At 71.4% G+C, this 24,782-nt stretch carries 19 protein-coding genes; 7 read left to right on the forward strand and 12 right to left on the reverse strand.

Annotated elements, in window-relative coordinates:
* Positions 1-394: 394 nt before the first annotated feature.
* Positions 395-2,998 carry an alpha-glucan family phosphorylase gene (gene glgP / locus JAN01S_RS08290; protein ID WP_068316625.1) on the reverse strand — a complete coding sequence of 868 codons (2,604 nt, stop codon included), beginning with the start codon at positions 2,996-2,998 and terminating at the stop codon, positions 395-397.
* Positions 2,999-3,070: 72 nt separating this feature from the next.
* Between glgP and JAN01S_RS08295 the strand changes: the two genes are divergently transcribed.
* Genes JAN01S_RS08295 through glgB form a run of 3 tightly spaced genes read left to right on the forward strand, consistent with a single transcriptional unit; the run spans position 3,071 to position 8,729 of the window.
* Entirely contained in the window at positions 3,071-5,119 is a 2,049-nt protein-coding gene (locus JAN01S_RS08295) for an alpha-1,4-glucan--maltose-1-phosphate maltosyltransferase (RefSeq protein WP_068316518.1), read from the forward strand.
* Positions 5,119-6,543, forward strand: coding sequence for a maltokinase N-terminal cap-like domain-containing protein (locus JAN01S_RS08300; protein WP_068316521.1), 1,425 nt, complete (start codon positions 5,119-5,121; stop codon positions 6,541-6,543). Before JAN01S_RS08295 ends, JAN01S_RS08300 begins: the two co-directional genes overlap by 1 nt.
* The gene (gene glgB / locus JAN01S_RS08305; protein WP_068316523.1) at positions 6,540-8,729 is read left to right on the forward strand and encodes a 1,4-alpha-glucan branching protein GlgB; all 2,190 of its coding nucleotides are present in this window, start codon (positions 6,540-6,542) and stop codon (positions 8,727-8,729) included. Before JAN01S_RS08300 ends, glgB begins: the two co-directional genes overlap by 4 nt.
* Positions 8,730-8,861: 132 nt before the next feature.
* Here the strand turns inward: glgB and JAN01S_RS08310 are convergent, their stop codons facing one another.
* From JAN01S_RS08310 to JAN01S_RS08330, 5 genes are all read right to left on the reverse strand, one after another.
* Positions 8,862-9,869, reverse strand: coding sequence for a tetratricopeptide repeat protein (locus JAN01S_RS08310; RefSeq protein WP_068316628.1), 1,008 nt, complete (start codon positions 9,867-9,869; stop codon positions 8,862-8,864).
* Positions 9,870-9,902: 33 nt separating this feature from the next.
* Positions 9,903-10,883, reverse strand: a complete 981-nt coding sequence (locus JAN01S_RS08315; protein WP_068316529.1) for a hypothetical protein — start codon at positions 10,881-10,883, stop codon at positions 9,903-9,905.
* Positions 10,880-11,521 (reverse strand): hypothetical protein, encoded by a 642-nt coding sequence (locus JAN01S_RS08320; RefSeq protein ID WP_068316532.1) that lies wholly within the window; start codon positions 11,519-11,521, stop codon positions 10,880-10,882. The genes JAN01S_RS08315 and JAN01S_RS08320 overlap by 4 nt, the downstream gene beginning before the upstream one ends.
* A gap of 107 nt (positions 11,522-11,628) precedes the next feature.
* Positions 11,629-11,931 carry a thiamine-binding protein gene (locus JAN01S_RS08325; protein WP_068316630.1) on the reverse strand — a complete coding sequence of 101 codons (303 nt, stop codon included), beginning with the start codon at positions 11,929-11,931 and terminating at the stop codon, positions 11,629-11,631.
* 14 nt (positions 11,932-11,945) lie between these two features.
* On the reverse strand, positions 11,946-13,409 hold the full coding sequence (locus JAN01S_RS08330) for a serine/threonine-protein kinase (protein ID WP_068316535.1): 1,464 nt from the start codon (positions 13,407-13,409) through the stop codon (positions 11,946-11,948).
* A 104-nt stretch (positions 13,410-13,513) separates the two neighbouring features.
* Here JAN01S_RS08330 and JAN01S_RS08335 point away from each other — a divergent pair, with 104 nt between their 5' ends.
* On the forward strand, positions 13,514-14,071 hold the full coding sequence (locus JAN01S_RS08335; protein WP_068316536.1) for a hypothetical protein: 558 nt from the start codon (positions 13,514-13,516) through the stop codon (positions 14,069-14,071).
* A 76-nt stretch (positions 14,072-14,147) separates the two neighbouring features.
* On the opposite strand, the gene meaB is transcribed toward JAN01S_RS08335, so the two are convergent.
* Both meaB and JAN01S_RS08345 read right to left on the reverse strand, forming a co-directional pair.
* Complete coding sequence (meaB, locus tag JAN01S_RS08340; RefSeq protein WP_068316537.1) at positions 14,148-15,110, reverse strand: methylmalonyl Co-A mutase-associated GTPase MeaB; 963 nt, start codon at positions 15,108-15,110, stop codon at positions 14,148-14,150.
* A 2-nt stretch (positions 15,111-15,112) separates the two neighbouring features.
* Positions 15,113-16,312: an acetyl-CoA C-acetyltransferase gene (locus tag JAN01S_RS08345; protein ID WP_068316547.1), complete on the reverse strand. Its 1,200-nt coding sequence runs from the start codon at positions 16,310-16,312 to the stop codon at positions 15,113-15,115.
* Positions 16,313-16,497: 185 nt separating this feature from the next.
* Between JAN01S_RS08345 and mce the strand changes: the two genes are divergently transcribed.
* Both mce and ccrA read left to right on the forward strand, forming a co-directional pair.
* Positions 16,498-16,929, forward strand: a complete 432-nt coding sequence (gene mce, locus JAN01S_RS08350) for a methylmalonyl-CoA epimerase (protein WP_068316550.1) — start codon at positions 16,498-16,500, stop codon at positions 16,927-16,929.
* A gap of 159 nt (positions 16,930-17,088) precedes the next feature.
* A complete protein-coding gene (gene ccrA / locus JAN01S_RS08355) occupies positions 17,089-18,429 on the forward strand; it encodes a crotonyl-CoA carboxylase/reductase (protein ID WP_157075669.1) in 1,341 nt (446 codons plus the stop codon).
* A gap of 224 nt (positions 18,430-18,653) precedes the next feature.
* Here ccrA and JAN01S_RS08360 read toward each other — a convergent pair whose 3' ends face one another.
* The 3 genes from JAN01S_RS08360 to JAN01S_RS08370 all read right to left on the reverse strand — a co-directional run bounded on the left by JAN01S_RS08360 (position 18,654) and on the right by JAN01S_RS08370 (position 22,802).
* Positions 18,654-20,654, reverse strand: coding sequence for an ABC transporter ATP-binding protein (locus tag JAN01S_RS08360; protein ID WP_068316556.1), 2,001 nt, complete (start codon positions 20,652-20,654; stop codon positions 18,654-18,656).
* The gene (locus JAN01S_RS08365) at positions 20,651-22,384 is read right to left on the reverse strand and encodes an ABC transporter ATP-binding protein (protein ID WP_068316561.1); all 1,734 of its coding nucleotides are present in this window, start codon (positions 22,382-22,384) and stop codon (positions 20,651-20,653) included. The genes JAN01S_RS08360 and JAN01S_RS08365 overlap by 4 nt, the downstream gene beginning before the upstream one ends.
* Before the next feature lie 133 nt (positions 22,385-22,517).
* Complete coding sequence (locus tag JAN01S_RS08370; protein WP_068316565.1) at positions 22,518-22,802, reverse strand: Rv1322 family protein; 285 nt, start codon at positions 22,800-22,802, stop codon at positions 22,518-22,520.
* 70 nt (positions 22,803-22,872) lie between these two features.
* Here JAN01S_RS08370 and JAN01S_RS08375 point away from each other — a divergent pair, with 70 nt between their 5' ends.
* A complete protein-coding gene (locus JAN01S_RS08375; RefSeq protein ID WP_068316570.1) occupies positions 22,873-23,436 on the forward strand; it encodes a DUF421 domain-containing protein in 564 nt (187 codons plus the stop codon).
* 98 nt (positions 23,437-23,534) lie between these two features.
* On the opposite strand, the gene JAN01S_RS08380 is transcribed toward JAN01S_RS08375, so the two are convergent.
* Positions 23,535-24,743: a 3-hydroxyacyl-CoA dehydrogenase family protein gene (locus JAN01S_RS08380; RefSeq protein WP_068316572.1), complete on the reverse strand. Its 1,209-nt coding sequence runs from the start codon at positions 24,741-24,743 to the stop codon at positions 23,535-23,537.
* Between the last annotated feature and the right edge of the window lie 39 nt (positions 24,744-24,782).

Consider the following 24,782-nt stretch of genomic DNA (forward strand, 5'->3'; position numbering starts at 1 on the left):
GCGGGTACGACGACACGCTCGCCCCGCCGCACCCCCAGCAGCCTCGGATCCGCAGGCATCCCTGCCTCCGCACCCGCCCAGCATGTCGTCGTACCCGCGAGTAGCAACGGGAGGGATGAGGCCGGCGGAGGGACGAAGGGAGCCGAAGGCCGGCCCGGACGGCAGGGATCGGGAGGGGACGAAGCGGGCGGGAGGAGCGGGCGGGGACGAAGGGAGCGGGAGGCGGGAGGGGCGTGGCGCGACTCAAGGAAAAGTCCGGACGGCCCACCCGACGCACGACGAAGGGAGAGCGGTCCGGACTTTTCCCCAGCGTCACGCCCCTCCCACAGCCCGCGCACGAAGCCGGCCGAGCGGGTCGTGCAGGACCACCGAGCGGGCAGTGCCGGACCGAAGATCAAGCGTTCGCAACAAGCCCCAACGACGCAGGGAAGGCCATGAGCTCGTGCCGCGGCAGCACCCGCACGGTCCAGCCGAACTGACCGGGCCGCTCGATGGGGACGTCGCCGGAGAACTTGGCCTTGCCGTCCTCGTAGCCCTCGACGAGCGAGAGGGAGGTGGCGTCCCATTCGACGAGGTCGTCGGTGCCGAGGGCGACGCGGCCGGCGACGACCTGGACGTCGACCTCGTCCGGGGCGAGCCCGTCGAGCGCGACGTAGGCGTCGACGTGCAGCGACTCCCCCACGAGCGGGCTGTCCGAGACGCCGGAGCCCTCGACGTGGTCGACGTGGACCGAGGACCAGCCGGCGCGGGCGCGGGCCTTGTAGTCGGCGAGCGCCTTGGCGCCCGCGTGGTCATCCGCGTTGACCCGGGCGTTGTGCGCGGCGGCCGGGGCGTAGAGCTGCTCGGTGTAGTCGCGCACCATCCGAGTGGCCAGCACCTTGGGCCCGAGGGTGGTGAGGGTGTGCCGCAGCATCGACAGCCACCGCTGCGGCAGCCCGGCGTCGTCGACGTCGTAGAAGCGCGGCGCGACCTCGGTCTCGATGAGGTCGTAGAGCGCGGCGGCCTCGATGTCGTCGCGGCGGGCCTCGTCGGCGACACCGTCGGCGGTGGGGATGGCCCAGCCGTTGCCGCCGTCGTACCACTCGTCCCACCAGCCGTCGAGGATCGAGAGGTTGAGGCCGCCGTTGAGCGCGGCCTTCATGCCGGAGGTGCCGCACGCCTCGAAGGGACGCAGCGGGTTGTTGAGCCACACGTCGCAGCCCGGGTAGAGGGTGCGCGCCATGGCGATGTCGTAGTTGGGCAGGAAGACGATGCGGTGGCGCACGTCGTGCTGGTCGGCGAACTGCACCATCTGCTGGATCAGCTGCTTGCCGGTGTCGTCAGCGGGGTGCGACTTGCCGGCGATGACCAGCTGCACGGGCCGCTCGGGGTGGAGCAGCAGCGCCTTGAGCCGCTCGGGGTCGCGCAGCATGAGCGTCAACCGCTTGTAGGTCGGCACGCGGCGGGCGAAACCGATCGTCAGCACCTCGGGGTCGAGGACGCCCTCGGTCCAGCCGAGCTCGGCGTCGGTGGCGCCGCGCTTGGCCCAGCTGGCGCGCAGGCGGTTGCGCACGTCCTGCACGAGCCGCGCGCGCATCTGCGCCTTGGCCTGCCAGATCGCCTCGCCCGGCACGTCCGGGATGGCGTCCCACCGGTCGGAGGCCTCGACGTCGCGGCCGCCGAGGTGCTGGGCGGCGATGTCGTAGACGGCGTCGTCGACCCACGTCGGGGCGTGCACGCCGTTGGTGATCGAGGTGATCGGGACCTCGTCGTCGTCGAAGCCCGGCCACAGCCCGTCGAACATCCCCCGCGAGACGACGCCGTGCAGCTGCGAGACGCCGTTGGCCCGCTCGGCCAGGCGCAGCCCCATGACGGCCATGTTGAAGACGCCCTCGGACCCGCCCTCGTAGGTCTCGGCACCGAGCTCGCGCAGCTTGTCGAGCGGCACGCCCGGCAGCTCCTGCGGCCCACCGAAGTAGCGCTCGAGGAGCCCGACGTCGAAGCGGTCGATGCCGGCCGGGACCGGGGTGTGCGTGGTGAAGACGGTGCCGGCGCGGGCGGCCTCCATGGCCTCCTCGAAGCCCATCCCGGCCGACTGGGTGAACTCGCTGATCCGCTCGATGCCGAGGAACCCGGCGTGGCCCTCGTTGGTGTGGAAGACCTCGGGCTCGGGCGCCCCGGTGAGGCGCGACCACAGGCGCAGCGCGCGCACGCCGCCGATGCCCAGGAGCATCTCCTGCTGCAGCCGCTGCTCGCCGCCACCGCCGTAGAGGCGCTCGGTCACCGCGCGCATCGCATCATCATTGCCCGGCACGTCGGAGTCGAGGAGCAGCAGCGGCACCCGGCCGACCTGCGCCCGCCACACGTGGGCACGAAGGGAGGCACCGCCCGGCATCGCGACCGTGATGACGCACGGGGTGCCGTCGTCCTCCCGGAGCAGGTGCAGGGGCAGCCCCTGCGGGTCGAGGACCGGGTAGGTCTCCTGCTGCCAGCCGGCTTGGTCGAGGCTCTGCTTGAAGTAGCCGGTCTTGTAGAACAGGCCCACCCCGACGATCGGGACACCGAGGTCGGAGGCGGCCTTGAGGTGGTCGCCGGCGAGGATGCCGAGCCCGCCGGAGTACTGCGGCAGCACCGCAGTGATGCCGTACTCGGGGCTGAAGTACGCGATCGAGGATGGGAGGCTCCCCCCTTCGAGGCTCGTCCCTCGCTCCTCAGGGACCGAGGCCTCCTGGTACCACCGCTGGGAGGTGAGGTAGCGGTCGAGGTTGGCCTTGGCCTCCCCCACCCGGGCGACGAGGTCGCCGTCCGTCGCGAGCTCCTCGAGCTCGGCGTTGCTGAAGGTGGACAGCAGCCGCACGGGGTCCTGGTGCACCTCGTCCCAGCGCTGCGGGTCGAGCCCGGCGAAGAGCTCGCGCGTCGGGGAGTGCCAGCTCCACCGCAGGTTCATCGCGAGGTCGCCTAGGGCGGCGATGGGCTCGGGCAGGGCTGTGCGGACGCTGAAACGTCGAATGGCCTTCACCCCTCCCATCTTGGGGGGTCGCGAGCGAGCGTGCCAAGTCCTGCGGGTGGCCACGCGGGTAACGTTGTGGTGGTGAGCACCGACTTCACCGTCGCCCCGTCCCCCATCGAGGCGGTCCCGGTCTCCGGGCCGCCGCAGCACCCCCTCGGCCGCATCCCCGTGCAGGACGTGCGTCCGTGCGTCGACCACGGCGCCCGCCCGGCCAAGTCGGTCGTCGGTGAGCCCTTCACCGTGACGGCCGAGGTCTTCCGCGAGGGGCACGACGCGGTCAACGCGACCCTCGTGCTCACCGACCCCCACGGCACCGAGCGCCACCTGCCGATGACCTGCACCAACCCCGGGCTGAGCCAGTGGGCGGGCGAGGTCGTCGCCGACACGGAGGGCCTGTGGTCCTACCGCGTCGAGGGCTGGTCCGACCCGTGGGCCACGTGGGTGCACGACGCCTCGATCAAGATCCCGGCGGACATCGACGCCTCCCTCATGCGCGCCGAGGGCGCCCTCGTGCTCGACCGGGCCGCCGCGGACCCGGACCGGGACGAAGGGGGGCGCGCCGCCCTTCGTTCCGCCGCCGCGATCCTGCGGGACGAGGAGGGCCACCGGGCTACCGCCGCGCTCCACCTCGTGACGACCGGCACGGCCGCCGTCGAGCTGGCCACCACGCCCCACCGCGAGCTGGTGAGCCCGAGCCGCGACCTGCCCCTGCTCGTCGAGCGCGAGCTGGCGCTCTTCGGCTCGTGGTACGAGATCTTCCCCCGCAGCGAGGGCGCCCACGTCGACCCGGCGACCGGACGCTGGGTCACGGGCACGCTGCGCACGGCCGCGCAGCGGTTGCCGGCGATCGCGGGGATGGGCTTCGACGTCGTCTACCTGACCCCGATCCACCCGATCGGCACGACCGCGCGCAAGGGACCCAACAACACGCTCGAGGCCGGGCCCGACGACCCCGGCTCGCCCTATGCGATCGGTTCCCCCGACGGCGGGCACGACGCGATCCACCCCGAGCTCGGGACCTTCGCGGACTTCGACGACTTCGTCGCCGAGGCGACCCGTCAGGGGCTCGAGGTCGCGCTCGACCTGGCGCTGCAGTGCTCACCCGACCACCCGTGGGTCACCGAGCACCCCGAGTGGTTCACCACCCGCGCCGACGGCACGATCGCCTACGCGGAGAACCCGCCGAAGAAGTACCAGGACATCTACCCGATCAACTTCGACAACGACCCGGCGGGCATCTACGCCGAGGTGCGCCGCGTCGTGCAGGTGTGGATCGACCACGGGGTCAAGATCTTCCGCGTCGACAACCCGCACACCAAGCCGGTGGAGTTCTGGCAGTGGCTGATCAGTGATGTCGCGTCGTCGCATCCTGATGTCATCTGGCTGTCCGAGGCCTTCACCAAGCCGGCGATGATGCACACCCTGGCCAAGGTCGGCTTCCAGCAGAGCTACACCTACTACGCCTGGCGCAACACCGTGCCCGAGCTCGTCGAGTACGGGACCGAGGTGAGCGGCGAGGCCGCGGCGTACATGCGGCCGAGCTTCTGGCCGACGACCCACGACATCCTCACGCCCTACATGCAGTTCGGTGGCCGAGCGGCGTGGCAGGTGCGCGCCGCCCTCGCCGCGACGATGGTCCCGACGTGGGGCATCTACGCCGGCTACGAGCTGATGGAGCACGTCGCGCGTCCCGGCGCCGAGGAGCAGATCGACAACGAGAAGTACGAGCTCAAGGACCGCCGCTGGGACCAGGTCGTCGAGGCCGGCGGCTCGCTCATCGACTGGTTGACGATGCTCAACCGGATCCGCCGCGAGCACCCGAGCCTGCAGCTGCTGCGCAACCTCACCTTCCACCACGTCGACGACGAGAACCTCATCGCGTACTCGAAGTCGCGCACCCTGCCCGACGGCACGACCGACACCGTCATCGTCGTCGCCAACGTCGACCCGCACTCGACCCGCGAGTCCACCCTGCGCCTCGACATGGCCGCGCTCGGCCGCGACTGGGGCGACCGGCTCGAGGTCGAGGACCTCGTCACCGGCGCCCGGTGGGACTGGGGCGAGGCCACCTACGTGCGCCTGGGCGTCGAGACCGAGCCCGTGCACATCGTCTCGGTGCGGCAGCCCTGATGGCCACGATCCACAGCGGGGCGGACATCACCCCCACCAAACTGGAGCTGCTCACCGAGTGGATAAGCGGGCAGCGCTGGTACGTCGGGCACGGCCGCCCGCGCCTGCGCAAGCTCGACTCGTGGCGACTCGACGACCCGCAGGGCGAGGTCGGCGTCGAGACCCTCGTCGTGCTCGACGAGGCGGGCACGACCCCGGTCGTCTACCAGGTGCCGCTCACCTACCGGGGCGCGCCGCTGCCCGGCGCCGAGGCCGCGCTCGTCGGCGAGACCGACCACTCGGTCCTCGGTCACCGGTGGGTCTACGACGCCCCGCACGACCCGGTCTACGTCACCCAGATGCTCGAGCTGCTGCGCGGACGCGTTGCGGCACAGGCGGGTTCGGTCTCCGACACCGTCGACCCCGACATCGTCGGCGCTCCGCACCCCGCGTGGCGCGGCGACCCGGTCGTCGGCTCCAGCCGGGTGCTGGCCGGCGAGCAGTCCAACACCTCGATCATCATCACCCCGACCCCCGGCACGGGCGGGCCGGTGATCCTCAAGCTCTTCCGCACGCTCTCCTCCGGGGAAAACCCGGACATCACGCTGCAGGGCGCGCTCGCCGCGTCGCACTCCCCCTTCGTCCCCGCGAGCGTGGGTCACGTGGCCGGAGCCTGGCAGCGCGACGACGCGAAGGGCGGCGCCCCCGGCCGCGACCTCGGCCAGCTGGCCTTCGCCCAGGAGTACCTCGAGGGCACGACCGACGCCTGGCGGTCCGCGCTGCAGATGGCGGCGGCAGGCACCGACTTCGGCGACCGGGCGCGCGAGCTGGGCCGCGCGGTCGCGCACGTCCACGAGACGCTCGCCCGGGCACTCCCGGCCCGTGCACCGGAGCCGGCCGACATCGATCGGCAGGTCGCGGTGATGCGGCGCCGGGCGGCGCTCGCCACGAGCGAGGTCCCGAGCCTGTCCGCGCACGACGCCCGGGTCGCTGCCGTCCTCGAGACCGCGGCGACGGCGGACTGGCCTGCGCTGCAACGGATCCACGGCGACCTGCACCTGGGCCAGGTGCTCGACGTCCCCGACCGCGGGTGGGTGCTCATCGACTTCGAGGGCGAGCCGCTGCGGCCGCTGGCCGAGCGCAATGACCTGGATTGCCCCCTTCGTGACGTCGCGGGGATCCTGCGCTCGCTCGACTACGTCGCGGGCACGCTCGAGCGCTCCGACCGACCGGTCGACGCCCGGGCGTGGTGCACCGCCGCCCAGACCGCCTTCCTCGACGGCTACGCCGAGATCGGCGAGGACCCGCGCGGGCACGGCGGGCTGCTCACCGCCTTCGTCCTCGAGAAGGCGCTCTACGAGGTCGTCTACGAGGCCCGCCACCGACCCGGGTGGCTCTCCCTGCCCGTCACCGCCGTCGACCGACTCCTGGAGGTCAGCACGTGAGCCCCGTCCCCGACCCCGCTCTGCCCGGCGCCCTGTGGGCGATCGCCCACGGCCGCAGCGCCCAGCCGCACGACGTGCTGGGGCAGCACGTCGAGGACGCAGGGCTGCGGGTGCGGGTGCGACGACCACTCGCCACGCGGGTGGCCGTGCGCTTCGAGGACGACGTGGTGGTCGACCTCGAGCATGAGGGGGACGGGATCTTCGCCGGGCTGCGCCCCGGTGCGACCCGGACGATGGACTACCGGGTGCTCACGACGTGGCAGGACGGCGTCGAGCACGTCGGCGACGATCCCTACCGCTTCGTCCCCACGGTCGGCGAGGTCGACCTGCACCTCATCAACGAGGGACGCCACGAGCAGCTGTGGACCGTGCTCGGCGCGCACCCCCGCACCTACGACGGCCCGATGGGCACCGTCGCGGGCGTCTCGTTCGCCGTGTGGGCACCGCGCGCCAAGGCGGTGGCGGTCATCGCGGACTTCAACGGCTGGGACGAGCTGGCGCACCCCATGCGGGCCCTCGGCACGTCCGGGGTGTGGGAGCTCTTCGTGCCCGGCGCGGGCGAAGGGGACGTGTACAAGTTCGCCATCCGCGGCGCCGACGACGTGCTGCGGCACAAGGCCGACCCGCTCGCGCGGCTGGCCGAGACCGCGCCGGCGACCGGATCGGTCGTCACCGCCGCCCGGCACGTCTGGCAGGACGAGGCGTGGCTGGAGCAGCGCGCGGCGAGCGACCCGCACACCGGCCGGATGAGCATCTACGAGGTGCACCCCGGCTCGTGGCGGCAGGGTCTGGGGTGGCGCGAGATGGCCACCGAGCTCGTCGACCACGTCGTGAGGCACGGGTTCACGCACGTCGAGCTCATGCCGGTCATGGACCACCCGTACCCGCCCTCGTGGGGCTACCACGTGACGAGTTACTTCGCGCCCAACTCGCGCTTCGGCTCGCCCGACGACTTCCGCTTCCTCGTCGACGCCTTCCACCGCGCCGGGGTCGGGGTGATCCTCGACTGGGTGCCGGGGCACTTCGCGACCGACGAGTGGGCGCTCGTGCGCTTCGACGGGCTGCCGCTCTACGAGCACCCGGACCCGCGGCGCGGGTGGCAGCCGGACTGGGGCAGCTATGTCTTCGACTTCGGTCGGCCGGAGGTGCGCAACTTCCTCGTCGCCAACGCGCTGTACTGGCTCGAGGAGTTCCACGTCGACGGGCTGCGCGTCGACGGCGTCGCGTCGATGCTCTACCTCGACTACTCGCGCGAGCCCGGCGAGTGGGTGCCCAACGTGCACGGCGGTCGGGAGAACCTCGAGGCGGTCGCGCTCCTCCAGGAGGTCAACGCGACGGCCTACCGCCGCTCCCCCGGTGTCGTCACGGTCGCCGAGGAGTCGACCGCGTGGCCGGGCGTCACCCGCCCCACCGACGAGGGCGGGCTGGGCTTCGGCCTGAAGTGGAACATGGGCTGGATGAACGACGTCCTGCGCTATCTCGGCGAGGACCCGGTCAACCGGCAGCACCACCACACGCTGCTCAGCTTCGCGATGATGTACGCCTACGCGGAGAACTACCTCCTGCCGATCAGCCACGACGAGGTCGTGCACGGCAAGGGCTCGATGCCCTACAAGATCCCCGGTGACGACGTCGAGCGCTTCGCCACCCTGCGGGCCTTCTTCGCCTACCAGTGGGCCTTCCCCGGCAAGCAGCTGGTCTTCATGGGCACCGAGTTCGGGCAGACGAGCGAGTGGGCCGAGAGCCGTTCGCTCGACTGGCACCTGCTCGACCACGCGGTGCACCGGCGCACGGCCGAGCTGGTCGCCGAGCTCAACTCCTTCGCCGCGGCCCACCCGGCGATGTGGGCCCGCGACGCCGACCCCGCCGGGTTCCGCTGGCTCGACGCCGACGACAACCACGGCAACACGGTCGCCTTCCTCCGGTTCGCCGACGACGACGTCGTGGCGGTCGTCGTCAACTTCGGTGGGGTCGACCGCGCCCCGCTGCGCATCGGGCTGCCGCGCCCGGGGCGCTGGGAGGTGCGGCTGGACACCTCCGGCTTCGACGCCGAGGGCTCGCCCAGCCAGGCCGGGGTGGTCGTGGAGGCGCAGGAGCACCCCTGGCAGGACCAGCCGTGGTCGGCCGAGGTCCGCGTCGCCGCCCTCGGCGCCGTCTACCTCACCCCCGCGACCACGACCCCCTGACTCCGCTTTTCCCCGGGGAAATGCACCCGAGACCGCGCATTTCCCCGGGGAAATGCGCGGTCTCGGGTGTCGTGCGGAAGGGCTGGGTCGGGCGCGTCGGGGCGCTCGGCGTGAAGGTGAAGGGAGCTCGGCTCAGAAGAGGGCACTCATCAGGCTCGTGCGGCCCTTGCGGACACGCTCGTCCTGGTTGCCGACGACGGCGAAGAGGTCGAGCAGGTGGGTCTTGACCCGCTCCCGGTCGTCACCCGCGGTGACGCGCACGAGGTCGATGAGTCGGACGAAGGCGTCCTCGACGTGCCCGCCGAGGACGTCCATGTCGGCGACGACGAGGGCCGCGTCGACATCGGTGGGGTCGCCCGCGGCGGCCGCACGGGCGGCCTGCAGGTCGACGCCACGGGTGCGCTTCATCAGCCCGACCTGGGCCAGCCCGAGCTGGGCGTCGGTGTCCTTGGGGTCGGCGGCGATCGCCTGCTCGTACGCCGCCGTCGCTGCGTCGAGGTCGTCGCGCTCGATGGCGTCGTAGGCCTCCTGGTGCAGCGGCGGCAGTTCCTCGTCGACGGGCGCCGACTCCTGCGCCGCACTGACCCGGCCGGTGACGCCGTGCTGCACCGCGAGCTGCAGCAGCTGGTCGATGACCGCGCGGAACTGCTCCTTGTCGACCATCCCGCTGAAGAGCGGCACCGGCTGCCCGCTCACGAGACCGAGCGCGACCGGGACCTCCGGCGGCTGGATGGCCTGCATGATGCCCGGGTTGGTCGCGATGTCCAGGCCGACGACCTGGATCCGCCCCTCGAGTCCGGCGGCGATGTCGATCGCGTCCTCGAGCAGCGCCCGGCTCTGCGGGTGCTGCGAGGACCAGACGACTGCGACGGCCGGGACGATGCTCGTGCGACCGACGACCTGGTTGAAGGTCGCGTCGGTGGCCTCGACGACGGGCCCGTCGATGGCGCCCGTGCCACGGGCGGCCGGGGGCTGCGTCCCCTCGGGGCCGGCAGCCCCACCGGGTGCACCGGATGGCGCCGGCCCACCGGGTCCGCCGGCCGGCGCACCGGGAGCGGCGGGCGTGGACGCGGGGCGGGCGGGAGCGCCGAGGCCGGACAGGTCGACGGCACCGCGCAGGGCTCGGGTCGGATCACTCATGTCGACATTGTCTCCCACGCACCGGCGCGGGGTTCAGCGGCCCGCAGCCGACTCCAGCACGTCGCTGGCGCCGACGACCTGGCCCTTCCCCTTCGCCGGGACGACGAAGGCGACGGTCTGCGCGTGCCGCACGGACAGGGACTTCTTGACCTTCGAGGTCTCGAGCATGTGCCGCAGCGCGTTCTGCTCGAGCTTCAGCTCCTTGAGCTTCTTCGTCGCCTTGATCGTGTCGGTGCGGGTCATCGGGACGAAGGCCAGGCTGCCGCCGTCGGCGAGCTCGAACTCGATCGTCTCGGCCTCGGTGACCGACTGGCGCTGGCGGTAGTCGGCGAGCTTCCCGAGCTCCTTGTCCGTCTGCTGCGCGTTCTTGCGCAGCGCGGTGGAGAAGGCGTCTCCGACGGAGACCTTCGTCGGCTGCTCGCCGGCGGGGAAGGTCACGCCCTCGGCCCACGCGTCAGCGACGTCGAGGACCTCCTTGGACGGCGACGTGGACAGGCGCACCGGGGAGCCCTCCTCCACCGGCGCCAACGCCGGCACGCTCGCACCGGCGGCCATCGGCACGTCGGCGAAGAGCGTGTACGGCTGGTCGGCGGCCTGCGCGACGAGCACGTGGAGGTACTGCACGTCCTTGCTGCGCGAGGTCGCGAGCACGGCGCGCGGCCACTCGGTGCCGCGGCTGACGGCGAGCACCTGCAGGTCCGCCACGTCCTTGCCGGTGCGGCTCGTGCGGTCCTTGCTCGTGACGGCGGCCGAGACCTCGCGCAGGGCGGGTCCGGAGAGGACCTCGGCCCGCTGCTCGTCCTCGCTCTTGCCGTCCTTGCGGGTGACCGAGATCGCCTCGGCGACGACGCGGTCGGAGACCTCACGGGCCGTGCCCGACGAGACCGAGGCACCCCCGGTGCGCTCGGCGGGTGCGTCGTGGATCCCGGCGATGGAGCTGCCGATCCCGCACCCGCCGAGGAGGACGGGGAGGGCGACGACAGCGGCGACGAAGGGGGTCTTGCGGCGGCTCATGCGGAGCCCTCCTCACGCGGGGTGCGGGACAGGCGCGATCGGATCGCGGCGGCGGAGCGGGTGCGCACGAGCAGCACGAGCCCGGCGGCGAGGAGCAGCAGGCCGACGACGAGGGTCGTCAGGGCGGTGGTCCCCCAGCCGTCGTCCTCGATGGTCATCGTCACCGAGTCGATCTCGGAGCCCTCGGGGGCGGCGACGACGAGGGTCTGCGGCGCGTCGGCCTGCTCGATGGTGCGCTCGATCTCACCGGCTCCGGTGGTCGACTCCTGCCAGATGTCCAGGCGGCCGGGGTCGACGGCCTCGCCCGAGCCCACCTCACCGGTGGTGAGCGCCCAGTCGCGCACCTCCACACCGGTGACCTCGGCGCGGGCCCCGTCGTCGAGGAGCGCCTCGACGTCGGAGGGGCGTGCCGTACCGCTCCAGAGCTCACCCTCGCCGGTGGCGGTGACGGCCACCGGGTGGTCGACGCGGTTGAGGACGTCGGGGTCGAGGACGACGACGCGCTGGCCGGGCTCGGCGGTGAAGGTGGCCGTGCCGGAGGTCCCGAGGTTGGCGAGGAACCAACCGCCGAGGACCGCGGCGGCGAGGCCGAGGAGGGCCAGGACCACGCCGGCCACGCGCTGGATGAGCGTGCTCACATCAGTGCTTTCCGTGGGAGATCAAGGAGGTGTCCACCGCTGCGGCGGACGATCAACCATGACAAACCTGCCTGAATGTCACAAATCGGTCACGGACGCGGAAACGTTCAGTCGGCGGCGAGCAGGCCCTCGACACGCTCGACCTTGGCCGCCATCTGCCCGGTGCGACCGGCCCGGATGTCGGCCTTCATGACGAGGCCGACCCGGTCGCCGTAGGGCTCCATCGCGTCGACGCAGCCCTTGACCACCGCCATCACCTCGTCCCACTCCCCTTCGATCGTCGTGAACATCGACCCGAGGTCGTGCGGCAGGCCGCTGTCACGGACCACGCGCAGGGCGGCGGCCACCGCCTCGGCGTAGGAGCCGTCGCCGTCGGGCGAGGAGGGGGCGATCGAAAAGGCGAGGAGCACGGGGACCTCCGGGGTCACTTGGTCATGCGGATGGATCCGTCGATCCGGGTCAGCTCGTAGGTGTGCTGCTCGACGCTCTCGTCCCGGTCCTTCGGCTGGTAGGTGAGGGTGACGGAGACCTCGCGGCCGTCGTCGCTCACGCTGATGTCGCTCGTCTCGACCGACTCGATGCCGCTCCAGAACTCGTCGTAGCCCGCACGGTCGGTCTGCCGCTTCGGCCCGAGCATGTCCCACGCGGCGTCGCGGTCGGAGGTGACGGTCGAGAAGTAGTCCTCGATGAAGGTGCGCGCCTCGTCCTGCGAGATGTCGTCCCCCTCGGAGGACGTGGAGGACTCCGACGGCTCGGAGGTCTCGCTCGTGGTCTGCGTCTGCGTCGTCGTCTCGGTCGTCGTGCTCGGCTCGCTGGTCGTCGTCGGCGCACTCGTCGTGCCGGCCGTGCTCGTCGTCTGCGAGCCGGCGTCGTTGCCCTCGGAGCGCGACACCGCGAAGGCGATCCCCGCGACGAGGAGCGCGACCACCCCGGCGGCCAAGAGCGCCCAGAGCCATCCGCCACCACGGCGAGGGGGCGGCTGCTGCGGTGCGTACGGCTGACCGGTCGGCGCAGCGGGGACGAAGGGGGGCGGCCCGGCGGTCGTCGGAGCGGCCGCCACGGGCGTGCCGCCGGTACCCCCGGCGGCGATGCTCTCCAGTCGCCGCAGGACCTGGGCCATGGTGCCCCGACGGGTGGTGTCACGGGAGAGCATGTCGGCGAGCACCGGCTCGAGCCGACCGGCCCGCTCCGGGCGTCGCGGCGGGTGGGAGGCGATGCTGCGGAGGGTGGCGAGCGCGTTGCCCTGGGAGGGGTAGGCGTCCTTGCCCTCGACGGCGAAGTAGATCGTCGCGCCGAGCGCCCACACGTCGGCGGCCTCGCCGTGGTGCCCTCCGACAGCGACCTCGGGCGCCATGTAGCTGGGGGTGCCGGTGACCAGCCCGGTCTGGGTCAGCTGGTCGTCGGCGCCGGCGCGCGCGATGCCGAAGTCGCCCAGCTTGGGTCGGCCACCCCCGATGAGCACGTTGGCGGGCTTGACGTCCCGGTGGACGATGCCGGCCTTGTGCGCGGCGGCCAGGGCTCCGGCCAGCTGGGCGCCGAGGTCCGCCGCCCCCTTCGGCGTCATCGGTCCGCGCTCGCGGATCGCGGAGGACAGGGTGGGACCGGCGACGTACTCCATGACGAGCCACGGGGTGCCGTCGTGCTCGGTCACGTCGTAGACGGCGACGACATTGGGGTGGTTCAGGGCCGCCGCGGCCCGTGCCTCGCGCATGGCGCGACGGGTCTCCCCTTCGCTCTCACCGGGGAAGTCACCGATCTGCTTGAGCGCGACCTGACGGCCGAGCACGGTGTCGCGGGCGAGCCAGACGGTGCCCATCCCACCGCGACCGATCGGCCGCTGGGTCTCGTAGCGGCCGCCGATCAGCCCGGGCGTCGTGTCGTCAGTCATGTCCCGGCCAGCGTAGATGCTCGGGCTGTGCCACCGGCACGTAGACTCCTACGCGCGGGTACGGACCCGCTCCAATCGCCACGTCTTGCAGGGGGAATCCCGACATGTCCTATCCCGCCCCGCCGCCACCCGGCGGCTCCGGCAGCCCGAACCCGTACCAGGGCACGCCCTACGGCTCCGGTGGCCCGACGGGGCCGCCGCCGAAGAAGGACAACACCCTCTGGTGGATCCTCGGCATCATCGCCGCAGTCGTCCTCCTCTGCTGCTGCGCCGTCGGCGGCGTCCTCATCTGGGGCGCCAACGAGGCGAGCGACGGCATCTCCAGCTACAGCTCCTCGGCCAACGCGTCGAAGAACGCCGACGCCGAGGACGGCCTCGTCGTCAGCGAGGGCGGCTCGGTCAACGTCGAGGGCGCTGCGGTGCAGTCCGGCTGGAGCGTCATCGGCGACGACATCTCCGGCCTGACCGTGCGCAACGACAGCGGCTCGAGCAACTCGTTCTACCTGACGTTCTACTTCCTCGAGGGCGGCAACGTGCTCGACGACATCACGTGCACGACCGGCTTCCTCGATGCCGGCCAGACCGAGTACTCGCCGACCTGCGTCGGCGCGATCTACGACATCGACGACGCGGACGAGATCCGCGTGACCGAGGGCTTCTGAGCCCTGACACGTGAGCGGCGCCCACCCGATCGGGTGGGCGCCGCTCACGTGTGTGGCCAGGTGCGCCTCTGAGCGGTCAGACGCCCAAGGTCTCCAGCAGCTCCTCGGCCGCCGTATAGGGGTCGCTCACGCCGTCGACGACGCGCGAGGCGAGGGTCTCGAGCGTCCCGCCCGAGCCGAGGTCGCCCATCCGCGCCCGCAACCGGGCGATGACCAGGGCGGTGATCTCGTCGCGCGCGCGGGCGGTGCGACGGCGACGCAGGTGGCCGCTCGAGGCGAGCCAGTCCAGGTGGGTCGCGATCGCGTCGGCGATGTCGTCGACGCCCGTGCCGTCCATCGCCGAGGCCTTGACGACCTGGCGTCGCCAGCCCCCGGGCGCGGTGCCCTCACCGAGCTGGATCATGTGCCGCAGGTCGCGCACGGTCGAGTCGGCGCCGTCGCGGTCGGCCTTGTTGACGACGAAGACGTCGCCGATCTCGAGGATGCCGGCCTTGGCCGCCTGGATGCCGTCCCCCATGCCGGGCGCGAGCAGGACGAGGGTGGTGTCGGCGGCTCCGGCGATCTCGACCTCGGACTGCCCCACGCCGACGGTCTCGACGAGGATCGAGTCGAAGCCGGCCGCGTCGAGCACCCGGATCGCCTGGGGCGTCGAGACCGAGAGGCCCCCGAGGTGCCCGCGGCTGGCGAGCGAACGGATGTAGACGCCGGGGTCGGCCGCGGAGTCGTTCATCCGGATCCGGTCGCCGAGCAGCGCCCCACCGGAGAAGGGGGAGGACGGGTCGACCGCGAGGACGGCGACCCGACGGCCCTGGGCCCGCAGCGCGCGCACGAGCGCGTTGGTCGTCGTGGACTTGCCGACGCCGGGGGCACCGGTGATGCCGATGACGTGCGCGCCGCCGGTGTGCGGCGCGAGGGCCGCCATGAGCTCGGGCAGTGCGGCGTGCTGGTCGTCGACGAGCGAGATCAGCCGGCCGACAGCGCGGGACGTCCCCGTCCTGGCCTCCTCGACCAGGCCGGGGACGTCGACGTGACGGGTCAAGCTCAGGCGCTCGGCACGCGGATGATCAGGGCGTCGCCCTGACCGCCGCCACCGCACAGCGCGGCCGCACCGACGCCGCCACCGCGGCGCTTGAGCTCGTGCGCGAGCGCGAGCGTGATGCGGGCACCGGACATGCCGAGCGGGTGACCCATGGCGATGGCGCCACCGTTGGGGTTGACCTGCTCGTCCGACAGGCCCAGCTGCTGGGCGGAGGCCAGGCCGACGGCCGCGAAGGCCTCGTTGATCTCGACGACGTCGAGGTCGGAGACGGAGATGCCCTCCTTCTTCACAGCGGCCTCGATCGCGTTGGCCGGCTGGGCCTGCAGCGTGGAGTCGGGGCCGGCGACGACGCCGTGGGCGCCGATCTCGGCGAGCCAGGTCAGGCCGAGCTCCTCGGCCTTGGCCTTGCTCATGACGACGACCGCGGCGGCACCGTCGGAGATCTGCGAGGCGGAGCCGGCGGTGATGGTGCCGTCCTTGGCGAAGGCGGGACGCAGCTTGCCCAGCGACTCGGCCGTGGTGTCGGCACGCACGCCCTCGTCGGTGTCGAAGACGACCGGGTCGCCCTTGCGCTGCGGGATCTCGACGGGCACGACCTCATCGGCGAACTTGCCGTCGGCCCAAGCCTTCGCGGCCTTCTGGTGGCTCGCGGCGGCGAAGGCGTCCTGCTGCTCACGGGTGAAGTCGGAGTTCTCCGCGTTCTTGGCCTCGGTGAGCGCACCCATCGCCTGGTCGGTGATGACGTCGTGCAGGCCGTCGTAGGCCATCGAGTCCTTGAGCTTGGTGTCGCCGTACTTGATGCCCTCGCGGCTCTTGGGGAGCAGGTGCGGGGCGTTGGTCATCGACTCCTGGCCACCGGCGACGACGATGTCGAACTCGCCGGCGCGGATCAGCTGGTCGGCCAGGGCGATGGCGTCGATGCCGGAGAGGCAGACCTTGTTGACGGTCAGGGCCGGGACGTTCTTCGGGATGCCGCCCTTGATCGCGGCCTGGCGCGCGGGGATCTGGCCCTCCCCCGCGGTGAGCACCTGGCCCATGATGACGTAGTCGACGTCCTCGCCCTTGACGCCGGCCTTGTCGAGGGCGCCCTTGATGGCGAAGCCGCCGAGGTCGGAGCCCGAGAAGCCCTTGAGGGAGCCGCTCATGCGACCCATCGGGGTGCGCGCTCCGGCGACGATGACGGACACGGGACGATCGGACATCAGGGTGCCTCCACAATGATCGGGGTCCCGCGGCGCCGGTCCCGGCGCCACGGCTCTGTCGTTCACCCTAGCGACGTGGACGAAGGGAGGGCAGGGCCTCCCTTCGTGGGGGACGCCACAGCGGTGTCTCGCCTCACAGACGAAGGGGGCGCGCGCTCCCCCTTCGTGTCTCTAGGCTGCCGATCATGAACGATCTCTTCACCGCCATCGACCACGTCGGTGTCGCCGTCCCCGACCTCGACGAGGCCATCACCTTCTACCGGGACACCCTCGGCATGGAGCTCGCCCACGAGGAGACCAACGAGGAGCAGGGCGTGCGCGAGGCGATGATGCGCGTCGGCGACTCCGGCTCGTGCATCCAGCTGCTCGCCCCCCTGAGCCCCGAGTCGACGATCGCGAAGTTCCTCGACCGCAACGGTCAGGGCATCCAGCAGCTCGCCTACCGCGTCGACGACATCGACGCCGTGTGCGCGACCCTGCGCGAGCGCGGCCTGCGCCTGCTCTACGACACCCCCAAGCGGGGCACGAGCAACTCGCGGGTCAACTTCATCCACCCCAAGGACGCCCGCGGCATCCTCGTGGAGCTCGTCGAGCCCGCCGCCGACGCCGGGCACTGATCCCCTCCCTTCGCCCCGCCTGTGTGGCCGGGCACCACAAACCCATGTGTGAACTCAGTCATGAGCCCGTCCCGCGCGGGGTCATGACGACCTAGGTTGCACTGAACGCACGACCCCGACCCACCCGTACGAGGCCGAGGAGCCCCCACCACCATGGCAATCGACCAGATCCGCGACGCGATCCTCTCCGGTGACCGGAGCGAGGAGACCTACGCCAACCTGCCCCTGCCGGACACCTACCGCGCGACCACCGTCCACAAGGACGAGGTCGAGATGTTCAAGGGCCTCAAGAGCCGCGACAAGGACCCGCGCAAGTCGCTGCACATCGACGACGTGCCGATCCCGGAGCTGGCCCCCGACGAGGCGCTCGTCGCCGTCATGGCCAGCGCGATCAACTTCAACACGGTGTGGACCTCGATCTTCGAGCCGGTCTCGACCTTCGGCTTCCTCGAGCGCTACGGCCGCCTCAACAAGTACTCCAAGCGGCACGACCTGCCGTACCACATCGTCGGCTCCGACCTCTCCGGCGTCATCCTGCGCACCGGTGAGCACGTCTCGAAGTGGAAGCCCGGCACCGAGGTCGTCGCCCACTGCCTGTCCGTCGAGCTCGAGGACGCGGACGGCCACGACGACACGATGATGGACCCGCAGCAGCGCATCTGGGGCTTCGAGACCAACTTCGGCGGCCTCGCCGAGCTGGCCATCGTCAAGGCCAACCAGCTGATGCCGAAGCCGGACCACCTCACCTGGGAGGAGTCCGCCTCCCCCGGCCTGGTCAACTCGACCGCCTACCGCCAGCTGATCTCCAAGAACGGTGGCGCCCTCAAGCTCGGCGACCGCGTGCTCATCTGGGGCGCGTCCGGTGGCCTCGGCTCCTACGCCACGCAGATGGCCCTCGCGGCCGGCGCCACCCCGATCTGCGTCGTCTCCTCCCCGGAGAAGGCCGAGATCTGCCGCGCCATGGGCGCCGAGCTGATCATCGACCGCAACGCGGAGGGCTACAAGTTCTGGAACGAGGACGGCACCGAGCAGAACCCCAAGGAGTGGAAGCGCCTCGGCGCCAAGATCCGTGAGCTCACCGGTGGCCACGACGTCGACATGGTCTTCGAGCACCCGGGCCGCGAGACCTTCGGCGCCTCGGTCTACGTCACCCGCAAGGGCGGCAAGATCATCACCTGCGCGTCGACCTCGGGCTACATGCACGAGTACGACAACCGCTACCTGTGGATGAACCTCAAGAGCATCATCTCCAGCCACTTCGCGAACTACCGCGAGTCGTGGGAGGCCAACGAGCTGATCAACCGCGGTCTCGTGCACCCGACGCTCAGCAAGACGTACAAGCTCGAGGAGGTCGGCCAGGCCACCCTCGACGTGCACCACAACAAGCACCAGGGCAAGGTCGGCGTCCTCGCCCTCGCCCCCGAGCCGGGCCTGGGTGTGAGCAACACCGAGAAGCGCGCCAAGTTCGAGAAGGAGATCAACCGCTTCCAGGCGGTCTGATCGACCGATTCACCGCGAAGGGGGTGTGGCCGGGTTCGTCCGGCCACACCCCCTTCGTCGTGCCCGGGTCCGCGGCACTCCTCGTCCGGCCTCCGGCCTCCGCCCGCCCGCACGAAATGTGGCTGGCTACACCTTGGATGGTCGGCCACAGCACGTGCTGTGGCTGACCTGCGTAGCTGTGGCCAGCCACAGTTCGTAGGGGCAGGCGGCGCGACGAAGGGAGGTCAGGCCAGGTTGACCGAGGTGTCCAGCTCCGTGACGGCGGCGGCGAACTGGCTGCGGTAGAGCCTGGCGTAGGGGCCATCGGCAGCGAGCAGCCGCTCGTGCGAACCCTGCTCGACGATCCGCCCCGCCTCCATGACGAGGATGAGGTCCGCGTCGCGGATCGTCGACAGCCGGTGCGCGATGACGAAGCTGGTCCGGTCGCCGCGCAGCGCGGCCATCGCCTGCTGCACGAGCCGCTCGGTGCGGGTGTCGACCGAGCTCGTCGCCTCGTCGAGGATGAGCAGGCTCGGATCGGCGAGGAAGGCGCGGGCGATCGTCACCAGCTGCTTCTCGCCGGCGGAGATGTTGCCCCCTTCGTCGTCGAGGTGCGTGTCGTACCCGTCGGGCAGCGAGTGGACGAAGCGGTCGACATAGGTCGCCTCCGCGGCCGCCCGCACCTGCTCCCGGGTGGCACCGGGTCGCCCGTAGGCGATGTTGTCGCCGATCGTCCCCGCGAAGAGCCAGGTGTCCTGCAGGACCATGCCGGTCCGCGAGCGCAGCTCCTTGCGCGACATCCGCGTGATGTCGACGCCGTCGATGGTGATCCGGCCCGAGTCGAGCTCGTAGAAGCGCATGATGAGGTTGACCAGCGTCGTCTTGCCGGCACCCGTCGGGCCGACGATCGCGACCATCTGACCGGGTTCGACGACCAGGTCGAGCCCCTCGATGAGCGGCCGCGCGGGGTCGTAGCTGAAGGAGACGTCCTCGAACTCCACCCGCCCGTGCCCCGCGCCGGCCACGGACGGCCCGCTCGGGTCGGCGACCTGCTCGGGCGCGTCGAGCACCTCGAAGACCCGCTCGGCCGAGGCCACGCCGGACTGCATGAGGTTGGCCATCGACGCGACCTGCGTGAGCGGCTGGGTGAACTGGCGCGAGTACTGGATGAAGGCCTGCACGTCACCGAGCGTCATCGTGCCGGAGGCGACCCGCAGGCCACCGACGACGGCGATGACGACGTAGTTGAGGTTCCCGACGAACATCATCGCGGGCATGATGATGCCGCTGACGAACTGCGCGCCGAAGCCGGCCGCCCGCAGCTGCTCGTTGCGCTCGGCGAAGGCGGCGTCGACCTCGGCCTGCCGGCCGAAGACCTTGACGAGCGAGTGCCCGGTGTAGGTCTCCTCGATGACCGAGCTGAGCTCACCGGTGGACTTCCACTGCTGGATGAAGTGCCGCTGGCTGCGCTTGCCGATCGCCCCGGTGAGCACGATCGAGATCGGGATGGTCACGAGCGCGATGATCGCGAGCAGCGGGGAGATCCACACCATCATCGAGACCATCGCGACGACGGTGACCAGGCTCGTCAGCAGCTGGCTGAGGGTCTGCTGCAGCGACTGCGCGACGTTGTCGATGTCATTGGTGACCCGGCTGAGCAGCTCACCGCGCGGCTGCTGGTCGAAGTACGGCAACGGCAGCCGGTGCAGCTTGGCCTCGACCTGGGCTCGCAGGTCGAAGACGACCTGGTTGACCGCGTGGACGATGACCCGCCCCTGCAGCCACGACAGCACCGCGGCGACGACGTAGAGCCCGAGCGCGAGCAGCAGGATCCGGCCGATCGCGCCGAAGTCCATGCCCTGCCCGGGCACGAGGTACGGCATGGCCGCGATCATGTCGGCCTGCCGGTCCTCCCCCGCCGATCGCAGCTGCTCGACGACCGTCGCGACCGGCACGCCGGCGGGCAGCTGCGCGCCGATCCAACCGGCGAAGATCCGGTCGGTCGCGCGGGCGAGGACGAGCGGCCCGAGCGCGCTGAGCGCGACGGAGACGAGCGTCAGCGCGATCGCGGTGAGCACCCGGGTGCGCTCCGGCCGCAGCCGACCCACGAGGCGCTTCGCGGAGGGCCAGAAGTTCCTCGACTTCTCCCCCGGCGTCCCGACGTTCATCGGGCCACGACGCGGGCCGGAGCCGGGGCCGCGCCGGGCGGCGGCCGCCTTTTCCTCGGCGGTGGGCACCTCGCTCATGCCGCCTCCTCCCGCGCCGCCTGGCTCTCGACGATCTCGACATAGGTCGGGCAGGTCGCGAGCAGCTCCTCGTGCGTGCCGTCGCCGACGACCCGCCCGTCGTCGAGGACGACGATGTGGTCGGCGTCGACGATCGAGGAGACGCGTTGCGCGACGACGAGGACGACGCTGTCGGCCACGACGGGACGAAGGGCGGCGCGCAGCCGCGCGTCGGTCGTCAGGTCGAGCGCGGAGAAGGCGTCGTCGAGCAGGTAGATCGCCGGGCGTCGCACGAGGGCTCGGGCGATCGACAGCCGCTGCCGCTGCCCACCGGACAGGTTGGTCCCGCCCTGCGCGATCGGCGCGTCGAGCCCGGCGTCGAGCGCGCGGACGAAGTCCTCGACCTGCGCGATCCGCAGGGCCTCCCACAGCTCGTCGTCGCTCGCGTCGGGGCGCCCCTGGCGCAGGTTGGTCGCGATGGTGCCGGTGAAGAGGAAGGGCTTCTGCGGGACGACGGCGATGCTGCGCCACAGCTCGTCGGGGTCGAGCTCGCGCACGTCGACCCCACCGACGAGCACCCGCCCGCCGGTCACGTCGTGCAGCCGCGGCACGAGGTCGAGCAGCGTCGTCTTGCCGGCGCCGGTCGAGCCGATGATCGCGGTCGTGCGCCCGGGCTCGGCGCGCAGGTCGACGTCGCACAGCACCGGCTCGTCGGCACCCGGGTAGGAGAACTCGACGTTCTCGAGGACGACGGACGGTCGTGCCTGCTCCATCGGCCGCGGGTGCGTCGGTGGCACGACGCTGGTCTCGGTCGAGAGCACCTCGTCGATGCGGCCGGCGGAGACCGCCGCCCGCGGCACCATCATCATCATGAAGGTCGCCATCATCACCGACATGAGGATCTGCATGAGATAGGTCATGAAGGCGGTGAGCGCTCCGACCTGCATCTGCCCGGCCTCGACACGCTGCGCGCCGAACCACAGCACGGCGACCGTCGACGCGTTGAGGATGACCATGACGATCGGGAAGGCGAGCGACATCAGGCGCCCGACCGCGATCGCCGACCCGGTGTACTCCGTGTTGGCCAGCTCGAAACGCTCGCGCTCACTCCCTTCGCGCACGAAGGCACGCACGACCCGCACGCCGGTGATCTGCTCGCGCAGGATGCGATTGACCGTGTCGACGCTCGTCTGCATCCGGCGGAAGCTCGGGACCATCGCCCGGACCACCAGCCCCACCGAGACGGCGAGCAGCGGGACGGCGACGGCCACGAGCCAGCTGAGCCCGAGGTCCTCGCGCAGCGCCATGATGATGCCGCCGATCATCATCATCGGCGCGGTGACCATCATCGTCAGCGCCATGTTGGTGACCAGCTGCACCTGGGTGACGTCATTGGTCGTGCGCGAGATGAGCGTCGGGGCGCCGAACCGCGCGACCTCCTGCGCGCTGAAGCTGCCGACGCGGGAGAAGACCGCGGCCCGCAGCCGGGCGGCCATCGTCGCCGAGAGACCGGCGCCGATCCACGTCGCCGCGACCGTCGTGACGATCTGCACGACCGAGACCGCGAGCATGAACCCGCCGTGGCGCACGATGTAGTCGGTGTCGCCCGTGGCCACGCCGTTGTCGATGATCTCGCCGTTGAGGCTGGGCAGGTAGAGGGAGGCGAGGGTGGCGACCATCTGCAGGGCGAGCAGCGCCGCGACCCGACCACCCGTGCCGCTCAGGTGGCGGCGGACGAGGCGTGGTAGCACCGGACGATTCTTGCACCGTGCACGCATCTCCCCAACCGGTGACATTCACGCTGCCTGAGGCAGGTTGCGCAGCAACCGTCTCGAAGGCAAACCCCTCCCCGGGCGGATGCGCGGTCAGGAGGGCGAAGGGAGGTCAGCGCCCGTAGCGGCCGTGGTCCCGGGCCTTCCAGCAGGCGTTGTGCCAGTGGCGCCGGTCGTCCGCTCCCCCGAGCCCGTCGTCCGGCCAGACGACCACGTGCGCGGTACCCGGCCGGATCTCGTGGGTGCAGCCGGGGCAGGTGTAGACCCGGGTCGAGGTCTGTCCGGTCAACTGCCGCACGATCCACGCCCGGCCCATCCAGGTCACTCGCGTCTGCGGAGCCCGACCGAGCGCGAGCGGTCGGTGCTCGTCGCGTCGGCGGCGATTGGCGCGAGGCATGTACCCATCGTCCCAGAGGAGTTGACGCAGGGTGCACCATGGGGCCGACGCCACCCGAGGAGGAGACCCCGTGACCGACTTGCTGTGGATCAGCCCGCTCGAGGCGCTCGCCGTCGCGATCGCCACCGTCGGCATGTACCTGTGCATGCTCGTGCTGGTGCGTGTCCTGGGTCAGCGGGTCCTGTCATCGATGTCGAGCTTCGACCTCGTGGCGGTCATCGCCTTCGGCTCGATCATCGGCCGGGCTGCGCTGGGCGAGATCCCCGTGCTGGCCGGCGGGTTCGTCGCCCTGACGACCCTCATCGCGATCCAAGGCGTCGTCGGCATCCTGCGCCAACGCGCCGGCGTGCAGCACGTCGTGGTCAACCCGCCGGTGCTGCTCATGGCCGGCCCGCACGTCATCGAGGAGCACATGCGCCGCTGCCACGTCCTGCCCGGCGAGTTGCAGTCCCGGCTGCGCCTGGCCGGCGTGCGGCACTTCGACGAGGTCGTGGCGGTGACCTTCGAGCCCTCGGGGACCATCAGCGTGCTGCGTCGCGGCGAGCGCGTCGACCCGATGCTGCTCAGCGGCGTGGTCGGGGCCGGGCAGGTGCCGCCGGAGATGCTCATCGCCCCGTCCGAGCGGCCCCACTGAGCCACCCGGCCCCGGGGTGTACACACAAGGGACTCCCGGTGCACCACGTGGCAGATCCAGCCACGTAATGCCATAGGAGTCCCTCCTGTGCACGGCTGTCAGTAGGCGCGGAAGCCCTCACCGGTCTTGCGGCCGAGCTTGCCGGCGCCGACGAGCTCCCGCAGCAGCGGGGCGGGGGTGAGCGACTCGTGCTCGAACTCGGCGAGCAGCTCCTCCTCGATGGCCAGGGCCACGTCGTTGCCGACGACGTCGAGCAGGGCGAAGGGACCCATCGGGTAGCCGTAGTGCTCGGTGATGGCGCTGTCGATCGTGTCGAGCTCCGCGCCCTCCTCGTGCGCCTTGATGGCGTCGTTGAGGTACGGGAAGAGCAGCGCGTTGACGATGAACCCGGACCGGTCGGCGCAGCGCACCGGCACCTTGCGGGTGCTGCGGCACAGGTCGAGGACGGTGTCGAGGACGTCCTGACCGGTCGTCGGGTGGTTGATGACCTCGACCAGCTTCATCACCGGGGCGGGGTTGAAGAAGTGCATGCCGACGACGTCCTGCGGGCGCTTGGTCTGCGCGGCGAGGTCGGCGATGGACAGCGACGAGGTGGTCGTGGCGAGCACGGCGCCCGGCTTGCAGATGCGGTCGAGGTCGGCGAAGAGCTGGTTCTTGATGCCGATCTCCTCGGCGATCGCCTCGACGACGATGTCGACGTCGCCCAGGGCCTCGCGCTGGGTGGCGCCGGTGAGGCGGCCGAGGATCGCGTCGGCGTCGCCCTGCTCGAGCCGGCCCTTGCTGACCTGGCGCGAGAGGTTCTTCTCGATCTTCGCCGCGACGGCGTCGACCTTGTCCTGGCTGCGGGCGATGTAGGTCACGGGGAACCCGTTGGCCGCGAAGACCTCGATCATGCCGGTGGCCATCGTGCCGGAGCCGACGACACCCACGGTCTTGATCGGTCGGGCGTCGCCATGGCCGGTGTCGGAGGGGGTCAGCTCGTCGGCGACGACCTCGCCACCCTCGTAGGTGTAGAAGCCCTTGCCCGCGGCCTGACCGGTGCGCCCCTCGGCGATGAGCCGCTCGATGGCCGGGTTGGGCTCGTGGCGCGGGTCACCGGTCTCGGCGAAGCGCGCAGCGAGCGAGTCGCGGACGGTCTCGAGGCCGAGCTCGTCGATGACGGCGAGCGGACCCCGGGGCAGGCCGCAGCCGAAGCGCATGCCGTTGTCGATGTCCTCGCGCGAGGCGTACTGCTCGTCGAACATCGAGGCGGCGTGGTTCAGGTACGGGAAGACGAGGGCGTCTGCGAGGGCGCGGGAGTCTGACATGACAGGCACTATCGCAGCCCTCCTGACCGGCTGGTAGGG

It is taken from the genome of Janibacter anophelis NBRC 107843 (assembly GCF_001570945.1).
Taxonomy (GTDB): Bacteria; Actinomycetota; Actinomycetes; order Actinomycetales; family Dermatophilaceae; genus Janibacter; species Janibacter anophelis.